This is a genomic window from Acinetobacter sp. NIPH 542 (assembly GCF_000369825.1).
Classification (GTDB): Bacteria; Pseudomonadota; Gammaproteobacteria; order Pseudomonadales; family Moraxellaceae; genus Acinetobacter; species Acinetobacter oleivorans.
In genome coordinates this window covers 120,607-138,983 of sequence record NZ_KB850205.1, presented here as the reverse complement: position 1 = coordinate 138,983, position 18,377 = coordinate 120,607, and the positions used below count along the sequence as shown (strand labels likewise).

Annotated in this window: 14 protein-coding genes and 5 tRNA genes; 1 reads left to right on the top strand and 18 read right to left on the bottom strand. The window is 41.7% G+C overall.

The genetic code is table 11. The features are described 5' to 3' along the window. Window positions 1–41 precede the first annotated feature (41 nt). Window positions 42–920, bottom strand: coding sequence for an alpha/beta fold hydrolase (locus F886_RS04005; RefSeq protein ID WP_081402088.1), 879 nt, complete (start codon window positions 918–920; stop codon window positions 42–44). 117 nt (window positions 921–1,037) lie between these two features. On the opposite strand from F886_RS04005, the gene F886_RS04000 reads away from it, so the two are divergent. Then, the gene (locus F886_RS04000; RefSeq protein ID WP_005301740.1) at window positions 1,038–1,523 is read left to right on the top strand and encodes a DUF4442 domain-containing protein; all 486 of its coding nucleotides are present in this window, start codon (window positions 1,038–1,040) and stop codon (window positions 1,521–1,523) included. 44 nt (window positions 1,524–1,567) lie between these two features. Here F886_RS04000 and F886_RS03995 read toward each other — a convergent pair whose 3' ends face one another. The 17 genes from F886_RS03995 to trpE form a co-directional block, all read right to left on the bottom strand. Beyond that, complete coding sequence (locus F886_RS03995) at window positions 1,568–1,924, bottom strand: hypothetical protein (protein WP_004795095.1); 357 nt, start codon at window positions 1,922–1,924, stop codon at window positions 1,568–1,570. 215 nt (window positions 1,925–2,139) lie between these two features. Beyond that, complete coding sequence (locus F886_RS03985) at window positions 2,140–2,505, bottom strand: hypothetical protein (RefSeq protein WP_005301737.1); 366 nt, start codon at window positions 2,503–2,505, stop codon at window positions 2,140–2,142. A gap of 180 nt (window positions 2,506–2,685) precedes the next feature. Continuing rightward, on the bottom strand, window positions 2,686–6,879 hold the full coding sequence (gene rpoC, locus F886_RS03980) for a DNA-directed RNA polymerase subunit beta' (RefSeq protein ID WP_013199106.1): 4,194 nt from the start codon (window positions 6,877–6,879) through the stop codon (window positions 2,686–2,688). Window positions 6,880–6,965: 86 nt separating this feature from the next. Then, the gene (gene rpoB / locus F886_RS03975; RefSeq protein WP_005301734.1) at window positions 6,966–11,054 is read right to left on the bottom strand and encodes a DNA-directed RNA polymerase subunit beta; all 4,089 of its coding nucleotides are present in this window, start codon (window positions 11,052–11,054) and stop codon (window positions 6,966–6,968) included. A 305-nt stretch (window positions 11,055–11,359) separates the two neighbouring features. Beyond that, window positions 11,360–11,725, bottom strand: a complete 366-nt coding sequence (gene rplL, locus F886_RS03970) for a 50S ribosomal protein L7/L12 (protein WP_005037257.1) — start codon at window positions 11,723–11,725, stop codon at window positions 11,360–11,362. Between the two features lie 48 nt (window positions 11,726–11,773). Continuing rightward, a complete protein-coding gene (rplJ, locus tag F886_RS03965) occupies window positions 11,774–12,280 on the bottom strand; it encodes a 50S ribosomal protein L10 (protein WP_004699170.1) in 507 nt (168 codons plus the stop codon). Window positions 12,281–12,593: 313 nt separating this feature from the next. After that, complete coding sequence (rplA, locus tag F886_RS03960) at window positions 12,594–13,289, bottom strand: 50S ribosomal protein L1 (protein WP_005301727.1); 696 nt, start codon at window positions 13,287–13,289, stop codon at window positions 12,594–12,596. 3 nt (window positions 13,290–13,292) lie between these two features. Next, entirely contained in the window at window positions 13,293–13,721 is a 429-nt protein-coding gene (gene rplK / locus F886_RS03955; protein WP_001074682.1) for a 50S ribosomal protein L11, read from the bottom strand. Between the two features lie 109 nt (window positions 13,722–13,830). Then, window positions 13,831–14,364: a transcription termination/antitermination protein NusG gene (gene nusG, locus F886_RS03950; RefSeq protein WP_003654499.1), complete on the bottom strand. Its 534-nt coding sequence runs from the start codon at window positions 14,362–14,364 to the stop codon at window positions 13,831–13,833. Between the two features lie 7 nt (window positions 14,365–14,371). Then, the gene (gene secE / locus F886_RS03945) at window positions 14,372–14,812 is read right to left on the bottom strand and encodes a preprotein translocase subunit SecE (RefSeq protein WP_004795106.1); all 441 of its coding nucleotides are present in this window, start codon (window positions 14,810–14,812) and stop codon (window positions 14,372–14,374) included. A gap of 75 nt (window positions 14,813–14,887) precedes the next feature. Next, window positions 14,888–14,963 (bottom strand) — tRNA-Trp (locus F886_RS03940). 60 nt (window positions 14,964–15,023) lie between these two features. Beyond that, a complete protein-coding gene (gene tuf, locus F886_RS03935) occupies window positions 15,024–16,214 on the bottom strand; it encodes an elongation factor Tu (RefSeq protein ID WP_004794160.1) in 1,191 nt (396 codons plus the stop codon). Between the two features lie 146 nt (window positions 16,215–16,360). Then, window positions 16,361–16,435, bottom strand: a tRNA-Thr gene (locus tag F886_RS03930). Window positions 16,436–16,448: 13 nt separating this feature from the next. After that, window positions 16,449–16,524, bottom strand: a tRNA-Gly gene (locus tag F886_RS03925). A gap of 37 nt (window positions 16,525–16,561) precedes the next feature. Next, window positions 16,562–16,645: transfer RNA gene (locus F886_RS03920), tRNA-Tyr, on the bottom strand. A 52-nt stretch (window positions 16,646–16,697) separates the two neighbouring features. Further along, window positions 16,698–16,773: transfer RNA gene (locus F886_RS03915), tRNA-Thr, on the bottom strand. Window positions 16,774–16,871: 98 nt separating this feature from the next. Next, the gene (gene trpE, locus F886_RS03910; RefSeq protein ID WP_005301723.1) at window positions 16,872–18,365 is read right to left on the bottom strand and encodes an anthranilate synthase component I; all 1,494 of its coding nucleotides are present in this window, start codon (window positions 18,363–18,365) and stop codon (window positions 16,872–16,874) included. Window positions 18,366–18,377: the final 12 nt, after the last annotated feature.

Below are 18,377 nucleotides of genomic sequence, written 5' to 3'. Positions count from 1 at the left end.
AAATATCGCCGAATTAACAGTTTTATGCAGTCACTCAATGATTAAGCTTGGGCCTTAATAAACTGACGAATATGATCTGCAATTTTTGCCGGCTCACTTAGAATTGCCCAGTGATTTGCTTCAAGCTCTACATATTCAAAATTTTCTACCCACTTTGGCATAGCCTCAGTAATATATTCAGGGCTCACAAAAGTGTCATATTTTAAAATAACGGCTTTAACTGGACATTGAGCATAACGCTGACGAGGGCCAGTTAAACGAGGAATAAAATTTGCTCGATATAAATTAATGCCATATTTACTGTCTGCATTAATATTATTATTTAAGGGTAAATTACTTTTTCTCTCCAGCTGAGTCAGGACTTTCCCCCATTTTTCAGGGCTAAAAAGAGACCATACTGTTGGTGCTAGCAAAGGAAGATGGAATGCACCGATATACCAAGATTTGGTTAATATTTTTAGGATCTGAGCTGGTGAAGATTTAAATTTATCACGCAAAAACAAAGCTGCATGGTCAAGACATGGCCCAGAAATGGTTGTGTATGATAATAACCGTCCTTTAAATTTAGGCTCAGTTACCGACTCCCAAGATTGAATTGAACCCCAATCGTGTGCAGCCATATGGAATTGACGATTTGGTAATAATTCATCAACCACTTCTTGTAAATCTAGAGATAACCGCTCTAAACGGTAATCGCGTATACGTTTCGGTATAGACGACAAACCCGCCCCACGTACATCATAAGTGACAATGTAAAAGTCATTGATTAAATGTTCAATGATTGATTCCCATACTTCTTGATTGTCAGGATAACCATGTACTAAAACCAACGGTGTATTTTTTTCGTCGCCCCATGTTTTGGCACAAAGCGTTTGTTGGTCACTTGTTGTTACTGTATGAACTTTTGGCTGCATAATCATTTCCTATCTTGTTTTTCAATCGATCATGTCGTTAGTCGGATAGAGCATTGCCATCAATATAAAAAAGATGATACTTATCTAGTATGAATACTGTTTCAATAAAAAAAATTGACTATTATGGCTATTTTAAGAAGACTTCAGAACAATCCTACGATTTCAAAATTTCTATTTAATCACTACCCACCTTATCGTGGTGCAGGGATTTATATTGAAATCATGAATTTAGAGCTTTGCCATGTACGTGTGAAAATGCCTTTGACCTGGAAAAACCAAAACTTGGTCGGAACACACTTTGGGGGCAGTCTTTATTCAATGGTTGATCCATTTTACATGATGATTCTGCTGCATCATCTCGGATCAAAATATATTGTTTGGGATAAAGCTGCTGAAATTAATTTTCTTTCCCCGGGTCGAAGTACAGTACATGCAGACATTCGAGTAGATTTAGCTGAGATTGAGCAAATACGTGAGCTTGCTGAAAACTACGACCCTGTTTTAAGAACTTATCATCTAAACATTTTTGATGAATCTGGGGTAAGAATTGCCGAAGTTAAAAAAACGCTTTATATCCGACGTAAAAAAGCAAAACCTTTCCCTCAATGAAAATAAGCGCTAAAAAGCGCTTATTTTATTCAATCAATACGGTGTTATCTTTTTTCTTCAATCGCTGCACCAGCACCACCACCGATCGCACCGCCAATTGCAGCACCAGAGTCACCACCCAATATTGCTTTACCTACCACAGAACCGATACCAGCTCCGATTGCACTCTTAGTCGTGGTTTGCTTACTACCACCTTGGCTATTTGAACCAACACCAGCACCGACTGCTGCACCTAAGCCAGCACCAACACCACCGCCTACATGGTTACCTAAGCCACCACCTAGTGCTCCACCTGCTGCTGCTGCACCAATACGCTGGTCAGACGGACTCATATTTTGACAACCCGTAATCATAAGCGTAGACAACATTAAAGCAGAAACTAATCCTATTGTTTTTTTCATGGCCATACTCCTACTACCTGTTCTAATAAAAAGAATAATCCTCTTTTATGAGGAATTTGATCAGATTGTGTTATTCATCTGTCCTAATCGATTGATATTTTGTAAAGCTCTTCTATTTATGATCATCAAGCAAAATTTTAATTATAAAAAAGACATAAAAAAGAAGTCTCTAACAGGTTAAAGACTTCTAATTTTAAACATTATTAGGAATACTTTTAGTACTTCCCTTTCTTCTCTTCATAAGCTGCGCCCGCACTGCCACCCAGTGCACCACCTGTAGCAGCACCAGCATCGCCACCAATGATTGCGCCACCTAACACCGCACCCACACCGGCACCAATTGCACTATTACGCACGGTTTTACTACTAGATCCTTTTGCATTAGCTGCAACGCCGGCACCGAGAGCCGCTCCTAAACCTGCGCCAATATTACCGCCCACATGTTTACCTACAGCACCACCTGCACCACCACCGATAGCAGCCGAACCAATACGTTTACTCTCTGGGCTCGCATTCTGGCAACCAACAAACAAAGTTGTTGACATCAGGCCAACACTCACAATCATCATCATTTTTTTCATTAGATTTACTCCAGTCTTCATAAGCATGTAGCCTAATCTGTTTTTGTGGAGCGTTTATCGCGCTTAAGTAATAAAATAATGACTCTTTAATATGTTTATGTAATTACCACTTTTAATTGTTATAAATAAATATAAATAAAAAAGGCACCCTGAGGTGCCTTTTTTAGTGCCAGTCCAAACTTAGAATTGTTCTGAGTTTAATGCTTGGCTGAATGCTTGGTCTACTTCGCTGAAGTCATTGTGAAGCTCATGTTCAGCAGCTTCTGCTTCTTGACGACGACGCTCTAAGTGGTATGCAAGACCAGTACCAGCTGGAATCAAGCGACCCACAACAACGTTTTCTTTCAAGCCACGTAAATCATCTTCTTTACCTGTTACAGCAGCTTCAGTTAACACACGAGTTGTTTCCTGGAACGATGCAGCAGAGATGAACGAGTCTGTAGAAAGCGATGCTTTCGTAATACCCATCAATTGACGTTCAAACTTCGCAGGGAACTTGTTCTGAGCCAAGACAGCTTGGTTCTCTTGAACAACGCGGATGTAATCCACTTGCTCGCCTTTAATAAAGCTTGTATCGCCACCATCAGTGATATCAACTTTACGCAACATTTGACGTACGATAACTTCAATATGTTTGTCGTTGATTTTTACACCTTGGAGACGGTATACGTCTTGAACTTCGTTCACGATGTAGTTAGTTAATGCAACTTCGCCTTTCAAACGTAAGATGTCGTGCGGGTTTTGTGGACCATCAGAAACTGTTTCACCACGGTTCACATGCTCGCCTTCGAACACGTTGATTTGACGCCATTTTGGAATCAATTCTTCGTAAATCTCAGAACCATCATCTGGGGTAATTACTAAACGGTTTTTACCCTTAGTTTCTTTACCGAAGCTTACAACACCTGAAACTTCAGCAAGAATTGCATGTTCTTTCGGTTTACGTGCTTCGAATAAGTCAGCTACACGCGGAAGACCACCGGTAATATCACGAGTACGTGATGTTTCTTGTGGTACACGACCAATTACGTCACCGACACCAATCGTTTCGCCATCGCGAACAGTTACGATTGTGTTTTGCGGCAAGAAGTAGAACTGTTCGCCGCCATCTGTTGTATCCAACACGATTGCAGGACGTAAATCTTTACCAGAAGCAGGACGAGCTGTTACAGGCAAGATTTCAACAGTAGTCATACCAGTTGCATCATCAGTTTTCGATGTTGCAGTTACACCATCAGCGATTTGGCTGAAACGTGCTTTACCAGCAACTTCTGTTACTAATGGATGTGTATGCGGATCCCAAGTCGCTACGATGCCGCCAGCTTCTACAGCTTCACCATCTTTCAACAAGATGCTTGCACCGTAAGGAAGTTTATAACGCTCGCGCTCACGACCTAAGTCATCGGCAATACCAATTTCACCTGAACGTGAAACTGAAACCAAGTGGCCTTTTGCATGTTGTACAGTTTTCACGTTATGGAAACGTACAGTACCTTTGTTACGTACTTGAACACTGTTTGCAGCAGAAGTTCGGCTCGCAGCACCACCAACGTGGAACGTACGCATCGTTAACTGTGTACCTGGTTCACCAATAGATTGTGCTGCCATTACACCAACTGATTCACCTGGGTTAACCAAGTGACCACGTGCAAGGTCACGGCCATAACATCTAGCACATACACCAAAAGCAGATTCACAAGCAATTACTGAACGTACTTTGACTTCATCCACACCCGCTTCTTCAAGATGAGCTGCGATTTTTTCGTCAATTAACGTACCACGAGGTAATACAACTTCATCATCAGATGCACGACGTACATCTTCAGCAGTTACACGACCTAATACGCGGTCACGTAATGGCTCGATGACATCACCACCTTGAATGAATGGAGTCATTACCAAACCACCAGCTGTACCACAGTCAGGTTCGGTAATTACCAAATCTTGCGCTACGTCTACAAGACGACGAGTCAAGTAACCAGAGTTCGCAGTTTTCAATGCTGTATCGGCCAAACCTTTACGCGCACCGTGTGTTGAAATAAAGTACTGGAGTACTGTTAAACCTTCACGGAAGTTCGCTTTAATCGGTGTTTCGATAATCGAACCATCCGGTTTTGCCATCAAGCCACGCATACCAGCAAGCTGACGAATCTGTGCCGCACTACCACGGGCACCAGAGTCAGACATCATATAAATGCTGTTGAATGATTTTTGTTTCTCGTCTTCACCTTGTTTGTTTTTCACAAGTGTATAAGACAAGTTATCCATCATCGCTTTAGCAACTTGGTCGTTTGTACGCGCCCAGATATCGACAACTTTGTTATAACGCTCACCAGCAGTTACGAAACCTTGTTCGAACTGTTGTTCGATTTCACGAACTTCTGTTTCAGCTTTATCAATAATTGTGTGCTTAGTAGGTGGAATTAACATGTCTTCCATACCTACAGATACACCTGAACGAGTCGCTTGACGGAAGCCCAAGTACATTAATTGGTCAGCAAAGATAACAGTATCTTTCAAACCAAGTTTACGGTAGCAAGAGTTGATTAACTTCGAGATATTCTTTTTAGTCATCTCAAGGTTGATCATGTCAAAGCTTAAGCCTTGTGGAACAACTTCCCAAAGCAAACAACGACCTGGTGTCGTATCAACAATAATAGTTCCGTGTTCACGTTCACCATTTTCATTGATAACAGTTTGATGCACACGTACTTTAACACGAGCATGGATCGCAACCTGACCAGTTGCAAGTGCACGGTTTACTTCGTGAGTATCAGCAAACACCATGCCTTCGCCTTTAGCATTTACTGCATCACGCGTGATGTAGTAAAGACCCAAGACAACGTCCTGAGAAGGAACGATGATCGGCTCACCATTCGCTGGTGACAAGATGTTGTTTGTTGACATCATCAATGCACGAGCTTCTAACTGTGCTTCAAGTGTCAATGGAACGTGTACCGCCATTTGGTCACCATCGAAGTCGGCGTTAAACGCAGCACAAACGAGTGGGTGAAGACGGATTGCCTTACCTTCGATAAGAATAGGTTCAAATGCTTGAAGACCTAAACGGTGAAGTGTTGGCGCACGGTTCAACATTACTGGATGTTGACGAATTACAGAAGCAAGAACGTCCCAAACTTCTGGAGTCTCGCGCTCAACCATTTTCTTCGCAGCTTTAATGGTTGTTGCTTGACCTGAAGCTTGTAGTTTCGCAAAAATAAATGGCTTGAATAATTCAAGTGCCATTTTCTTCGGAAGACCACATTGGTGAAGACGTAAAGTAGGACCTACAGTAATTACCGAACGACCAGAATAGTCAACACGCTTACCAAGTAAGTTCTGACGGAAACGACCTTGTTTACCTTTGATCATATCTGCCAAAGATTTTAATGGACGTTTGTTAGAACCGGTAATTGCACGACCACGACGACCGTTATCAAGCAATGCATCTACAGACTCTTGTAACATACGTTTTTCGTTACGTACGATAATGTCTGGTGCTGCAAGATCAAGAAGACGCTTCAAACGGTTGTTACGGTTAATGACACGACGATATAAATCGTTCAAGTCAGAAGTCGCGAAACGACCACCTTCAAGTGGAACTAATGGACGTAAATCAGGTGGAAGTACAGGAAGTACATTCATCACCATCCATTCTGGCTTATTGTTTGAATCGTTGAATGCTTCCATCAATTTCAAGCGTTTAGACGCTTTTTTCAACTTCGTTTCAGAAGTTGTCTGAGGAATTTCTTCACGTAAACGTGCGATTTCAGCTTCAAGATCGATATCTTTTAATAAGTCCTGAATCGCTTCTGCACCCATTTTCGCAGTGAATTCATCACCGTGCTCTTCAAGTGCATTGAAGTATTCTTCGTCTGTTAAAAGTTGATACTTTTCAAACGGAGTCATACCAGGATCAGTTACAACGTATGATTCGAAATACAATACGCGTTCGATATCACGAAGCGTCATATCAAGTAATAAACCGATACGAGATGGTAACGATTTTAAGAACCAGATATGTGCAACTGGAGAAGCGAGTTCAATGTGACCCATACGTTCACGACGAACTTTCGCTGTAGTTACTTCAACGCCACATTTTTCACAAATGACGCCTTTGTATTTCATACGCTTGTATTTACCACACAAGCATTCGTAATCTTTTACTGGACCAAAAATTTTGGCACAGAACAAACCGTCACGTTCTGGTTTAAAAGTACGGTAGTTAATTGTCTCAGGTTTTTTAACTTCACCATGAGACCATGACTTAATCATTTCTGGTGACGCAAGACCAATACGGATACGGTCAAACTCAATTGGTGCATGACCATCTGAGTCCGTTTTCTTACGCATGATATCGAGCAAGTCTTTCAATTTTTTTCTCCGTGTGTCGGGAAGCAACGCTTACCCGACTGGGTCACAAATATTGTTTTTTCCTAAAAAATCGTGAGCCTTACGACTTAGTCACCATTTTTCAGTTCAATGTTGATACCTAAAGAACGGATCTCTTTGGTCAATACGTTGAACGATTCAGGCATACCCGGATCCATATAATGGTTACCATCTACAATATTCTTATAGATGCGTGTACGACCTTCAACGTCATCCGACTTAACAGTTAACATCTCTTGAAGAGTATATGCTGCGCCGTAAGCTTCAAGTGCCCAGACCTCCATCTCACCGAAACGCTGACCACCGAACTGTGCTTTACCACCAAGCGGTTGTTGTGTAACAAGTGAGTAAGAACCAGTTGAACGCGCATGCATTTTGTCATCAACCAAGTGGTTCAATTTGAGCATGTACATGTAACCTACAGTTACAGGACGATCAAACTGTTCACCCGTACGACCATCAAACAATACTGTTTGACCAGTACGTGAAATGTCAGCTAATTCAAGTAAGTCTTTAATTTGGCTTTCTTCAGCACCATCAAATACAGGAGTAGCTAAAGGCACACCAGCACGTAAGTTGCCAGAAAGAGCTAAAACTTCAGCATCAGTTAAGCTATCAAGATCTTCTTGCTCGCCACCAACTTTGTTATAAATCTTGTCTAAGAATTCACGAAGTTCTAAAACTGTACGCTGTTCTTTCAACATTTTTTCGATTTTATCGCCAAGCCCTTTAGCCGCCATACCCAAGTGAGTCTCAAGAATCTGACCCACGTTCATACGAGATGGTACACCCAATGGGTTCAATACGATATCTACTGGTACACCGTTCGCATCGTGTGGCATGTCTTCAACAGGTAAAATGTTAGATACAACACCTTTGTTACCGTGACGACCAGCCATTTTATCACCAGGCTGAATGCGACGTTTAACTGCTAGGTAAACTTTAACAACTTTCAGAACGCCTGTTGTTAACTCATCACCAGTCGAAAGCTTACGTTTCTTCTCTGCAAACTTCTCATCAATTTCTGCGCTCTTCTCTTTCAAGAACACTTGAATTTGAGATAAACGTTCAGCAATTGCTTCGTCTGTAGGTTGGATTTCAAGTAAGTCAACAAGCTCTAAACCAGACAACATATCTTCAACAAGTTTGTCGCCACGTTTAGTCGAACCACCACCGTTAGATTCTTGGCCTTTAAGCAAACGAATTACACGCTCACGAGCTGCTTCTTCAAAGATCTTGTATTCTTCTTTCAAGTCTTTACGGTAAGAGTCAAGCTGTGCTTTTTCAATTGCTAACGCACGATCATCTTTCTCTAAGCCATCACGAGTGAAGACTTGAACATCGATAACTGTACCTTTAGTACCAGATGGAACACGTAAAGATGAGTCTTTAACGTCAGCTGCTTTCTCACCGAAGATTGCACGAAGCAATTTTTCTTCAGGAGTTAACTGAGTTTCACCTTTAGGCGTTACTTTACCAACAAGGATGTCACCAGCAGTAACTTCAGCACCGATATAAACGATACCTGATTCATCAAGTTTAGAAAGTGCAGCTTCACCTACGTTAGGAATATCGGCAGTAATTTCTTCTGCACCTAACTTAGTATCACGTGCTACACATGATAATTCTTGAATATGAATTGAAGTTAAACGGTCTTCTTGAAGTACACGCTCAGATAACAAGATCGAGTCTTCGTAGTTGTAACCATTCCACGTCATGAACGCTACACGCATGTTTTGACCAAGCGCAAGCTCACCCATATCTGTTGACGGACCGTCTGCCAAAATGTCACCGCGAGCAACTTTGTCGCCCAAATTCACGATAATATTTTGGTTAATACAAGTGTTTTGGTTAGAACGTGTATATTTAATGAGGTTGTAAATATCTACACCAGCCTCACCTGCAATCATTTCATCTTCGTTTACACGAATAACGATACGAGAAGCATCTACATATTCAATCGCACCACCACGGTTTGCGATCACACATACACCAGAGTCACGTGCTACGTTCGCTTCCATACCTGTACCTACAAGCGGTTTATCCGCACGTAGAGTAGGAACCGCCTGACGTTGCATGTTTGAACCCATTAATGCACGGTTCGCGTCATCGTGTTCAAGGAATGGAATAAGCGATGCAGCTACAGATACAACCTGCTGTGCAGATACATCCATATGCGTCACTTTTTCAGGTGGAATACGTACGAATTCACCTTGATGACGAACAGAAACAAACTCTTCTGTTAAGTTACCATCTTTATCTACAGCAGAATCGGCCTGTGCAATAACAGTACCTACTTCTTCAATAGCAGAAAGGTATTCAACAGCATCAGTTACTCGACCATCTACCACTTTACGGTAAGGTGTTTCCAAGAAACCAAAATCATTTGCTTTTGCATAAACAGAAAGCGAGTTGATCAAACCAATGTTTGGACCTTCAGGCGTTTCAATTGGACATACACGACCATAGTGAGTTTGATGTACGTCACGTACTTCAAAGCCCGCACGTTCACGCGTTAAACCACCAGGCCCAAGCGCTGAAACACGACGTTTATGTGTAATTTCAGATAATGGGTTGTTTTGATCCATAAACTGAGACAATTGGCTTGAACCAAAGAATTCTTTGATTGCAGCTGCAACTGGTTTTGCGTTAATGAGATCTTGCGGAGACAAATTATCTGTTTCTGCTTGGCTTAAACGTTCTTTAACAGCACGTTCAACACGAACTAAACCAACACGGAATTGGTTTTCAGTCATTTCACCAACAGAACGTACACGACGGTTACCCAAGTGATCGATATCGTCGACTTCACCTTTACCGTTACGGATTTCAACTAATGTACGTAATACATCGATGATATCTTCGTGCGATAAAATACCTTCTACTTCACGTGACTTCTGGTCAGTACCAACTTCGTATGGGCGACCCAAACGACGGTTGAACTTCATACGACCTACTGGAGATAAGTCATAACGTTCAGAAGAGAAGAATAAGTTATTAAATAAGTTTTCAGCAGCTTCTTTTGTTGGTGGCTCGCCTGGACGCATTACTTTATAGATTTCAACTAATGCTTCTTCACGACCAGATGTTGTGTCAGCACGTAATGAGTCAGCAACAAATGAACCACGGTCAATATCGTTCGTAAACAAGATATTGAATTGTTTAACGCCGCCTTCTGCCAGTTTCACCATAACTTCATGGCTTAACAATGTATTTGCAGCAATCACATCACCATTACGTAAAGTAATATCTTCAGCAGTGATACGCTCATACAAGTACTCATCAGGAACTGATAGCTTAGCTAAACCAGAAGCTTCCATTTGACGTACGTGACGTGCATTAATACGTTTACCTTGTTCAACAATGATTTTACCGTCATTGTCAGCAATATCAAATTGCGCCATTTCGCCACGCAGACGATCCGGAACGAGGTCAATTTGATAGCTACCCATATCAAGATATACAGGCACTTTCTCATAGAACAAATTCAAGATTTGTTCATTGTTATAACCCAATGCACGCAACACAACAGTTGCTAATAATTTACGACGACGGTCAATACGTACATAAACTAAATCTTTAGCATCAAATTCGAAATCTAACCATGAACCACGGTAAGGAATAATACGTGCAGAATAAAGTACTTTACCACTTGAATGTGTTTTGCCTTTATCGTGATCGAAGAACACACCAGGTGAACGATGTAATTGAGATACAATTACACGCTCAGTACCATTGATAACAAAGGTACCATTGTCTGTCATAAGTGGCATTTCACCCATGTAGACTTCTTGTTCACGTACGTCTTTAATAGATTTAGTTTCGCGATCTTTAATAATCAAACGAATTTTTACGCGCATTGGTGCCGCATAAGTCGAACCACGTAAAATACATTCACGCACATCAAACTCAGGCTTACCAAGGCTATACTCAACAAATTCTAAAGCAGCATTGCCAGAATAACTTTCTATAGGAAAAACTGAACGAAATGCGGCTTGGAGACCGATATCTTCGCGGTTTTTTGGAGATTTGCCACCTTGCAAGAACGTTCTATACGAATCGACCTGAATCGAAAGTAAGTACGGTGCTTCCATTACTTGGGGCAATTTACCAAAATTCTTACGGATCCGTTTCTTTTCGGTATATGAGTATGCCATCTGGAGTCCTCGGAAAGTAAACCAAGCCCGCCTGCAGAACGGGCTCAGAAGGAATTACACAGGCCGATATGGCCACCACTGTTTACAAATGCTGCAATTTTTAGTGGTATTAAAACGCTTAACAATATTTTTTAAAAAGAAAAATATTGGTAAGCATTTGAAATTACTTTGATTCTTCTGAAATATAACAGTTATTGTACAGAACAAACAAAAATCGAGCCGATTATTGTAACGCAAAAAGGCTGATGACCCAAGAGCCATCAGCCATTTTATGGAGCCGATTTAAAAACCGACTCCTTTTACAATTACTTAAGTGTAACTGTAGCACCAGCTTCTTCAAGTTTCTTCTTAAGTTCTTCGCCTTCTTCTTTAGAAACGCCTTCTTTAAGAACTTGTGGAGCACCTTCAACTAGGTCTTTAGCTTCTTTAAGACCAAGGCCAGTTGCTTCACGAACTGCTTTAATTACAGCTACTTTGTTAGCACCAAAAGAAGTCAACTCAACGTTGAATTCAGATTGTTCTTCAGCAGCAGCAGCAGCAGGAGCAGCAGCTACAGCTACAGCAGCAGCAGATACGTTGAATTTTTCTTCAAAAGCAGAAATAAGTTCAACAAGTTCAAGAACAGTTTTTTCAGCAACTGCGTTTAGGATTTCTTCGTTTGTTAAAGCCATGAGATTAACTCCAAATGGGTATTGAATGGTGTGGAAGTAGATTTAAGCTTAAGCAGCTTCTGACTCGTTTTTCTCTTGAAGCGCTGTAAGTAAGCGACCCAATTTCGAAATAGGAGCTTGAAGAACAGATGCGAGCATAGTAAGCGCTTTTTCTTGGTTTGGAAGGTTTGCGATAACGCTAACATCAGCACCTTGATAAAGTTTGCCGTCAAATGCAGCAGCTTTTAATTCAAATGCTTTGTTAGTTTTAGCAAATTCTTCAAACAAGCGTGCAGCTGCACCCATATCGTCTTCAGAAGTTGAGAATGCTAAGATTGTTGGGCCAACAAGGTTGTCATTCAAGATTGCAAATTGCGTATCTTGAAGAGCACGTTTAGCCAAAGTGTTACGTACAACACGTGTAGCAACACCTAGTTTACGAGCTTCAACACGAAGAGTAGTTAATTGCTCAACGGTTAAACCTTGATAGTCAGCAACAACGGCAGCGAACGCTGTAGAAGCAGTTTGAGCCACTTCAGCAACGATCTGTTTTTTGCTTTCAATAAGAAGAGCCATTGTAAAACCTCCTAACGGTGATTTATGTACTCAAAAAAGTACACTCCCAATTCGCAAGTCAATAAAGATTTGACTTGCACGCGGAGGAGGAATAAATCACACCACCGCGTCTACGCAGGCTGGGCTATTAAGAAGATATTCAAAAGAAGTCTCTTCGCCTGTGGTCTTTGACGCTGATAAATTTACATTTATCAATTCAAAGTCCGCCTGATGAGTGAGGAAACAAAGCAATACTTTGAATGGGTATAAAAACCTATGATTTTTATACCCTGCCCTCAATCAGGACTTTAAAATTCTTGACCAAGTTTTAAACTTAGTTAGAAACGTTGCTTACATCAACAGTAAGACCAGGACCCATAGTTGAGCTCAAAGTGATCTTTTTGATGTATACACCTTTAGAAGTTGCAGGTTTTAACTTTTTCAAGTCAGCAACTAAGGTTTCAACGTTTTGACGGATAGCAGCAGCTTCAAAGCCTAATTGACCGATCGCAGCATGGATAATACCCGCTTTGTCTACACGGTAACGAGCCTGACCAGATTTAGCGTTTTTAACAGCATTCGCTACGTCAGGAGTTACAGTACCAACTTTAGGGTTTGGCATTAAACCACGTGGACCAAGAATTGTACCGAGCTTACCAACAACACGCATAGCGTCAGGAGCAGCGATTACAACATCAAAGTCAAGGTTTCCACCTTGGATGCTTTCAGCAAGGTCATCAAAACCTACAACATCAGCACCAGCTTCTTTAGCAGCTTCTGCTTGCGCGCCTTGAGCAAATACAGCTACACGTACAGTTTTACCAGTACCTGCAGGTAATGTAGTTGCACCACGAACAACCTGATCAGATTTACGTGGGTCTACACCAAGATTTACAGCTACATCCAAAGATTCTTTGAACTTTGCAGCAGGTAGGCTGTTAAGAACTTGCACTGCTTCTTCCAAAGTGTAAACTTTGTTTGCTTCAACAGCAGCAGCAATGGCTTTTTGACGTTTAGTTAACTTTGCCATGTCTTATAGCTCCACTTCCAAGCCCATAGAACGCGCAGAACCAGCAATGGTACGTACACGTGCGTCTAAATCAGCACCAGTTAAATCTGGTTCTTTAGTAGTCGCAATTTCTTCTAACTGAGCACGAGTCAACTTACCAACTTTAGTTTTGTTTGGTACAGATGAACCCTTTTGGATACCAGCAGCTTTCTTAAGAAGAATAGAAGCTGGAGGAGTTTTCATGATGAATGTGAACGACTTGTCGTTGTACACAGTAATCACTACAGGAATTGGAAGACCTGGTTCAACTTTTTGTGTAGCAGCATTGAATTCTTTACAGAATGCCATGATGTTTACACCACGTTGACCTAATGCAGGACCAATTGGTGGAGATGGATTTGCTTTACCAGCTGGAACTTGCAGCTTGATATAGCCGTCAATCTTCTTAGCCATTTTAAAATACCTCTGGGTACGAACGCCGCTAGGCTCCCCAATCTTTACGCAACACTACTGTTACAACAACAATGCCCGATAAAATCGGGCGATTTTCAACCAATTAAGATTAAATCGTTTTTTCGACTTGGCGAAATTCGAGTTCAACCTGAGTTGGTCGATTAAATACATTAATCGTCAACGTTAAACGTGACTTTTCGTATTGAACTTCTTCCACCACACCTTTAAAGTCTGTGAATGGACCGTCAATAACAAGTAATTCTTCACCAGGCTCAAACATCGTCTTAGGACGTGGTGCTTCACCTGTATTACGTACACGCGCAAGAATCGCATCTGCTTCGCGCTGAGTGATGGGTGCTGGTTTTTCAGGTGTACCACCAATGAAACCTAGAACCTTTGGACATTCTTTAACGATATGCCAAGTATCATCATTCATCTCCATTTCGACTAATACATAGCCAGGAAAGAATTTACGCTCAGATTTACGTTTCTTACCATCCTTCATTTCTACCACTTCTTCGGTAGGAACAAGGACATCACCAAAGCTATCAGCAACAGCGCTACGCTGGATTCGTTCTGTAAGCGAACGCAACACTTGTTTTTCATAGCCAGAGTAGGCATGAATAATGTACCAACGTTTCATAGCTCTTTTACCCGATAATCAACTTAATTAACCAACCCAAACCATAGTCAAAACACCATAAAACCAATGATGCAACAACTACAACCAATAGAACCTGCCACGATGTAGTGACTGTTTCTTGTTTTGTTGGCCAAGTTACTCGACGCAATTCGACTCGTGCATCTTTTAGCAAACGAACGAAGCCTTTACCTTGATGGGTGGCGTATAATAAACCTAAAGCCACAACGATACAAGCAAAAATTGCCCCAACGCGCACCCAAATATTATTTGCAGGCGCCCAATACGCTGGTAAATACTGATTCACCATAGTAGCTAAAAGCAAGAATGCAATTGCAATCACCCATAGAACAATATCTAGAGGCGAACCAGAACGAACAACTTCAGCAGAATTATTTCTTTGAGGAATTGGCGCGTCGCTCAATGCGTCACGCGATTTATCATTCGACATTTTTGTACTCGTCGTAGAACTCGCGACTTATTATATGAACAACTAAGCCAGCATCAAGCTTTTTATTTCAAAATATGGCAGGTCAGGAGGGACTCGAACCCCCAACATTCGGTTTTGGAGACCGACGCTCTACCAATTGAACTACTGACCTATAATGCAAGTTGAGAGCCAAAGCCCTCAACCTGAGACGTAATCCGTCACTATATTATGCTTATGCAGTTACTTTCGCAACAACACCAGCACCTACAGTACGACCACCTTCACGGATCGCAAAACGTAGACCTGGGTCCATTGCGATTGGGTGGATTAATTCTACTGACATTTCAACGTTGTCACCTGGCATAACCATTTCAACGCCGTCTTGTAATTGGATTGCGCCAGTTACGTCAGTTGTACGGAAGTAGAACTGTGGACGGTAACCGTTAAGGAATGGAGTATGACGACCACCTTCTTCTTTAGAAAGTACGTATACTTCTGCATCGAATTTAGTGTGCGGCTTGATTGTACCTGGTTTAGCAAGTACTTGACCACGTTGTACGTCTTCACGCTTAGTACCACGTAAAAGAACACCACAGTTCTCGCCTGCACGACCTTCGTCAAGAAGTTTACGGAACATTTCTACGCCAGTTACAGTTGTTTTAACTGTATCTTTAATACCAACGATCTCTACTTCTTCACCAACTTTAACGATACCAGCTTCTACACGGCCTGTTACTACAGTACCACGACCAGAAATTGAGAATACGTCTTCGATTGGCATTAAGAATGCTTTGTCGATAGCACGTTCTGGTTCTGGAATGTAAGAGTCAAGCGCTTCAACAAGAGCAAGAACTGAAGACTCGCCATATTGACCAGCATCACCGTTAAGAGCAGCAAGAGCTGAACCACGGATAACAGGAGTGTCATCACCTGGGAAGTCATAAGTAGAAAGAAGTTCACGAACTTCCATTTCTACTAATTCAAGTAATTCTTCATCATCAACAAGGTCACACTTGTTCAAGAATACGATGATGTAAGGTACACCAACCTGACGAGAAAGAAGGATGTGTTCACGAGTTTGTGGCATTGGACCATCAGTCGCAGCACATACAAGGATCGCGCCGTCCATCTGAGCAGCACCAGTAATCATGTTTTTAACATAATCGGCGTGGCCCGGGCAGTCTACGTGAGCGTAGTGACGGATTGGAGAATCGTATTCTACGTGTGAAGTATTAATTGTAATACCACGTGCTTTTTCTTCAGGTGCTGAGTCGATTTGTGAGTAATCTTTCGCTTCACCGCCGTAAGTTTTTGCACAAATAGTTGCAATCGCAGCAGTTAAAGTTGTTTTACCATGGTCAACGTGACCAATTGTGCCCACGTTTACGTGTGGCTTATTACGTTCAAACTTAGCCTTAGCCATGTTTATAGTCCTCGTTTACGTCGAACACAATTCTGAGCAAGACTCAGCATCGACATATCGCCTAAAAAATCAAACACCCAATACTTGAAAAGCAGACTAATAAGCCTGCTTTTTAAATCTTTGTAGAAAATCTACTAAACTGTATCTGGAGCTCTTATCGAGATTTGAACTCGAGACCTCTCCCTTACCAAGGGAGTGCTCTACCACTGAGCTATAAGAGCGATTATCCTTCGATGGAGCGGGAGACGAGGGTCGAACTCGCGACATGCAGCTTGGAAGGCTGCCGCTCTACCAACTGAGCTACTCCCGCACGATGCTGGTATACTTAGCACTTCAATCGAAGTTAATGGTGGTGAGAGAAGGATTCGAACCTTCGAAACTTTCGTAGCGGAGTTACAGTCCGCCCCCTTTGACCGCTCGGGAATCTCACCATATCACACTTATTTCAGTGTTATCCTACACTTAACAACTTCACACTTTAAATGGTGCCGGCACACGGATTCGAACTGTGGACCTACTGATTACAAGTCAGTTGCTCTACCAACTGAGCTATGCCGGCGCTTCTTAGTGTTTCGTACGTTTCGTATCGGAACGGTGTGCAGTTTAGCAAAACTTCCAAACGATGCAAGCAGTTTTTTTAAAAAAACTGCTAAAAACTCATAAAATCAATCCGTTTGATGATAATTCAACCGCTTTGATCACTGCGCGAGCTTTTATTTGGGTTTCATTCCATTCCGATTCAGGATTTGAGTCAGCAACTAAGCCCGCTCCAGCCTGCACATACACTTTTTTATCACGGATTACACACGTACGGATTGCAATCGACATATCCATTTCACCATGCCATCCTAAATATCCCACTGCCCCACCAAAAACACCTCTTTTCACAGGCTCTACTTCGTCAATAATTTCCATTGCACGAATTTTTGGTGCGCCAGACAAAGTACCTGCTGGAAAAGTTGCCTTAAATACATCTAGTGCATCGATATCATCACGCACTTCACCTTGTACATTTGAAACGATGTGCATGACATGCGAATAGCGCTCAATGACCATCTGATCAGTCACTTTGACCTTACCAATTTTAGAAACTCGCCCAACATCATTTCGACCAAGGTCAATCAACATTAAATGCTCTGCGATTTCTTTCTCATCAGAGAGTAAGTCTTTTTCTAAAGCGATATCTTCTTCTTTAGTTTTTCCGCGTGGTCTCGTACCAGCCAACGGGCGAACTGTCGCAATACCATTTTCAAGACGAGAGAGAATTTCAGGTGATGACCCTACAATATGGAATGGTTTTTGATCCGTAATTGTTTGACCTTGTACTAAGAACAAATAGGGCGAAGGGTTTAAATGACGTAAAGCACGGTAAACCTGTAAGGCCTCCCCATCAAAGTCGGAAACCATACGTTGACCAGGAACAACCTGCATAACATCGCCCGCACGGATGTATTCTTTAACCTTTTCTATGGTCTCTAAGAATTTCGCTTTACCCGTAATCGATTCAAAATGTGGGGGTGTATGTGGCTTAGCCTGCAAACTAACTGGTGTAGCCAACAACTGTTCCAATTGATCTAACTTTTGCTGCGCATCTTCATAAGCATTTGGCTGTGCTGTATCGGCATGAACAATTAAAAACAGAGTATCTTTAAGGTTATCAAAGACAATGACCGTTTTTGATAGCATTAACCATAAATCCGGCAATGTGATTGGATCAGCCGCAGGAACATTTTTTAAACGTGGCTCTATGTAGCGAACTGCATCATAGCCTAAATAACCAACCAGCCCACCAGTAAAACTTGGTAAGTCTGGTAAAATCTCAGCTGGTGGAACTGTAAATTGCTTCTGGAATTCACGAATATATTCAAATGGATCTAGACAATCTTCTTGTGTGATCGAACCATCAGCATGCTGTATAGATAAAACGCCAGCATTACATGAAAAAACTGTCGATTCACCCAAACCAATCATGGAGTAACGCGCCCAGTTTTCACCACCCTCAACCGATTCAAATAAATAAGCTTGTTTTTGCTCCTTAAAACGAGCAAAAACAGATAAAGGTGTTTCCGTATCTGCCAAACGTTGACGATAAACTGGAATAGTGTTGTAACCTGATGCTTTAAGCTGTTCGAATTGCGCTAAAGTAGTCATGAATTTTTCTCT

Bases quoted from the DNA above. Each gene is read 5' to 3' on its own strand.
- F886_RS04005 (WP_081402088.1), bottom strand. From the start codon at position 920: ATGATTATGCAGCCAAAAGTTCATACAGTAACAACAAGTGACCAACAA.
- F886_RS04000 (WP_005301740.1), top strand. From the start codon at position 1,038: ATGGCTATTTTAAGAAGACTTCAGAACAATCCTACGATTTCAAAATTT.
- F886_RS03995 (WP_004795095.1), bottom strand. From the start codon at position 1,924: ATGAAAAAAACAATAGGATTAGTTTCTGCTTTAATGTTGTCTACGCTT.
- F886_RS03985 (WP_005301737.1), bottom strand. From the start codon at position 2,505: ATGAAAAAAATGATGATGATTGTGAGTGTTGGCCTGATGTCAACAACT.
- rpoB (WP_005301734.1), bottom strand. From the start codon at position 11,054: ATGGCATACTCATATACCGAAAAGAAACGGATCCGTAAGAATTTTGGT.
- rplL (WP_005037257.1), bottom strand. From the start codon at position 11,725: ATGGCTTTAACAAACGAAGAAATCCTAAACGCAGTTGCTGAAAAAACT.
- rplJ (WP_004699170.1), bottom strand. From the start codon at position 12,280: ATGGCTCTTCTTATTGAAAGCAAAAAACAGATCGTTGCTGAAGTGGCT.
- rplA (WP_005301727.1), bottom strand. From the start codon at position 13,289: ATGGCAAAGTTAACTAAACGTCAAAAAGCCATTGCTGCTGCTGTTGAA.
- rplK (WP_001074682.1), bottom strand. From the start codon at position 13,721: ATGGCTAAGAAGATTGACGGCTATATCAAGCTGCAAGTTCCAGCTGGT.
- nusG (WP_003654499.1), bottom strand. From the start codon at position 14,364: ATGAAACGTTGGTACATTATTCATGCCTACTCTGGCTATGAAAAACAA.
- secE (WP_004795106.1), bottom strand. From the start codon at position 14,812: ATGTCGAATGATAAATCGCGTGACGCATTGAGCGACGCGCCAATTCCT.
- tuf (WP_004794160.1), bottom strand. From the start codon at position 16,214: ATGGCTAAGGCTAAGTTTGAACGTAATAAGCCACACGTAAACGTGGGC.
- trpE (WP_005301723.1), bottom strand. From the start codon at position 18,365: ATGACTACTTTAGCGCAATTCGAACAGCTTAAAGCATCAGGTTACAAC.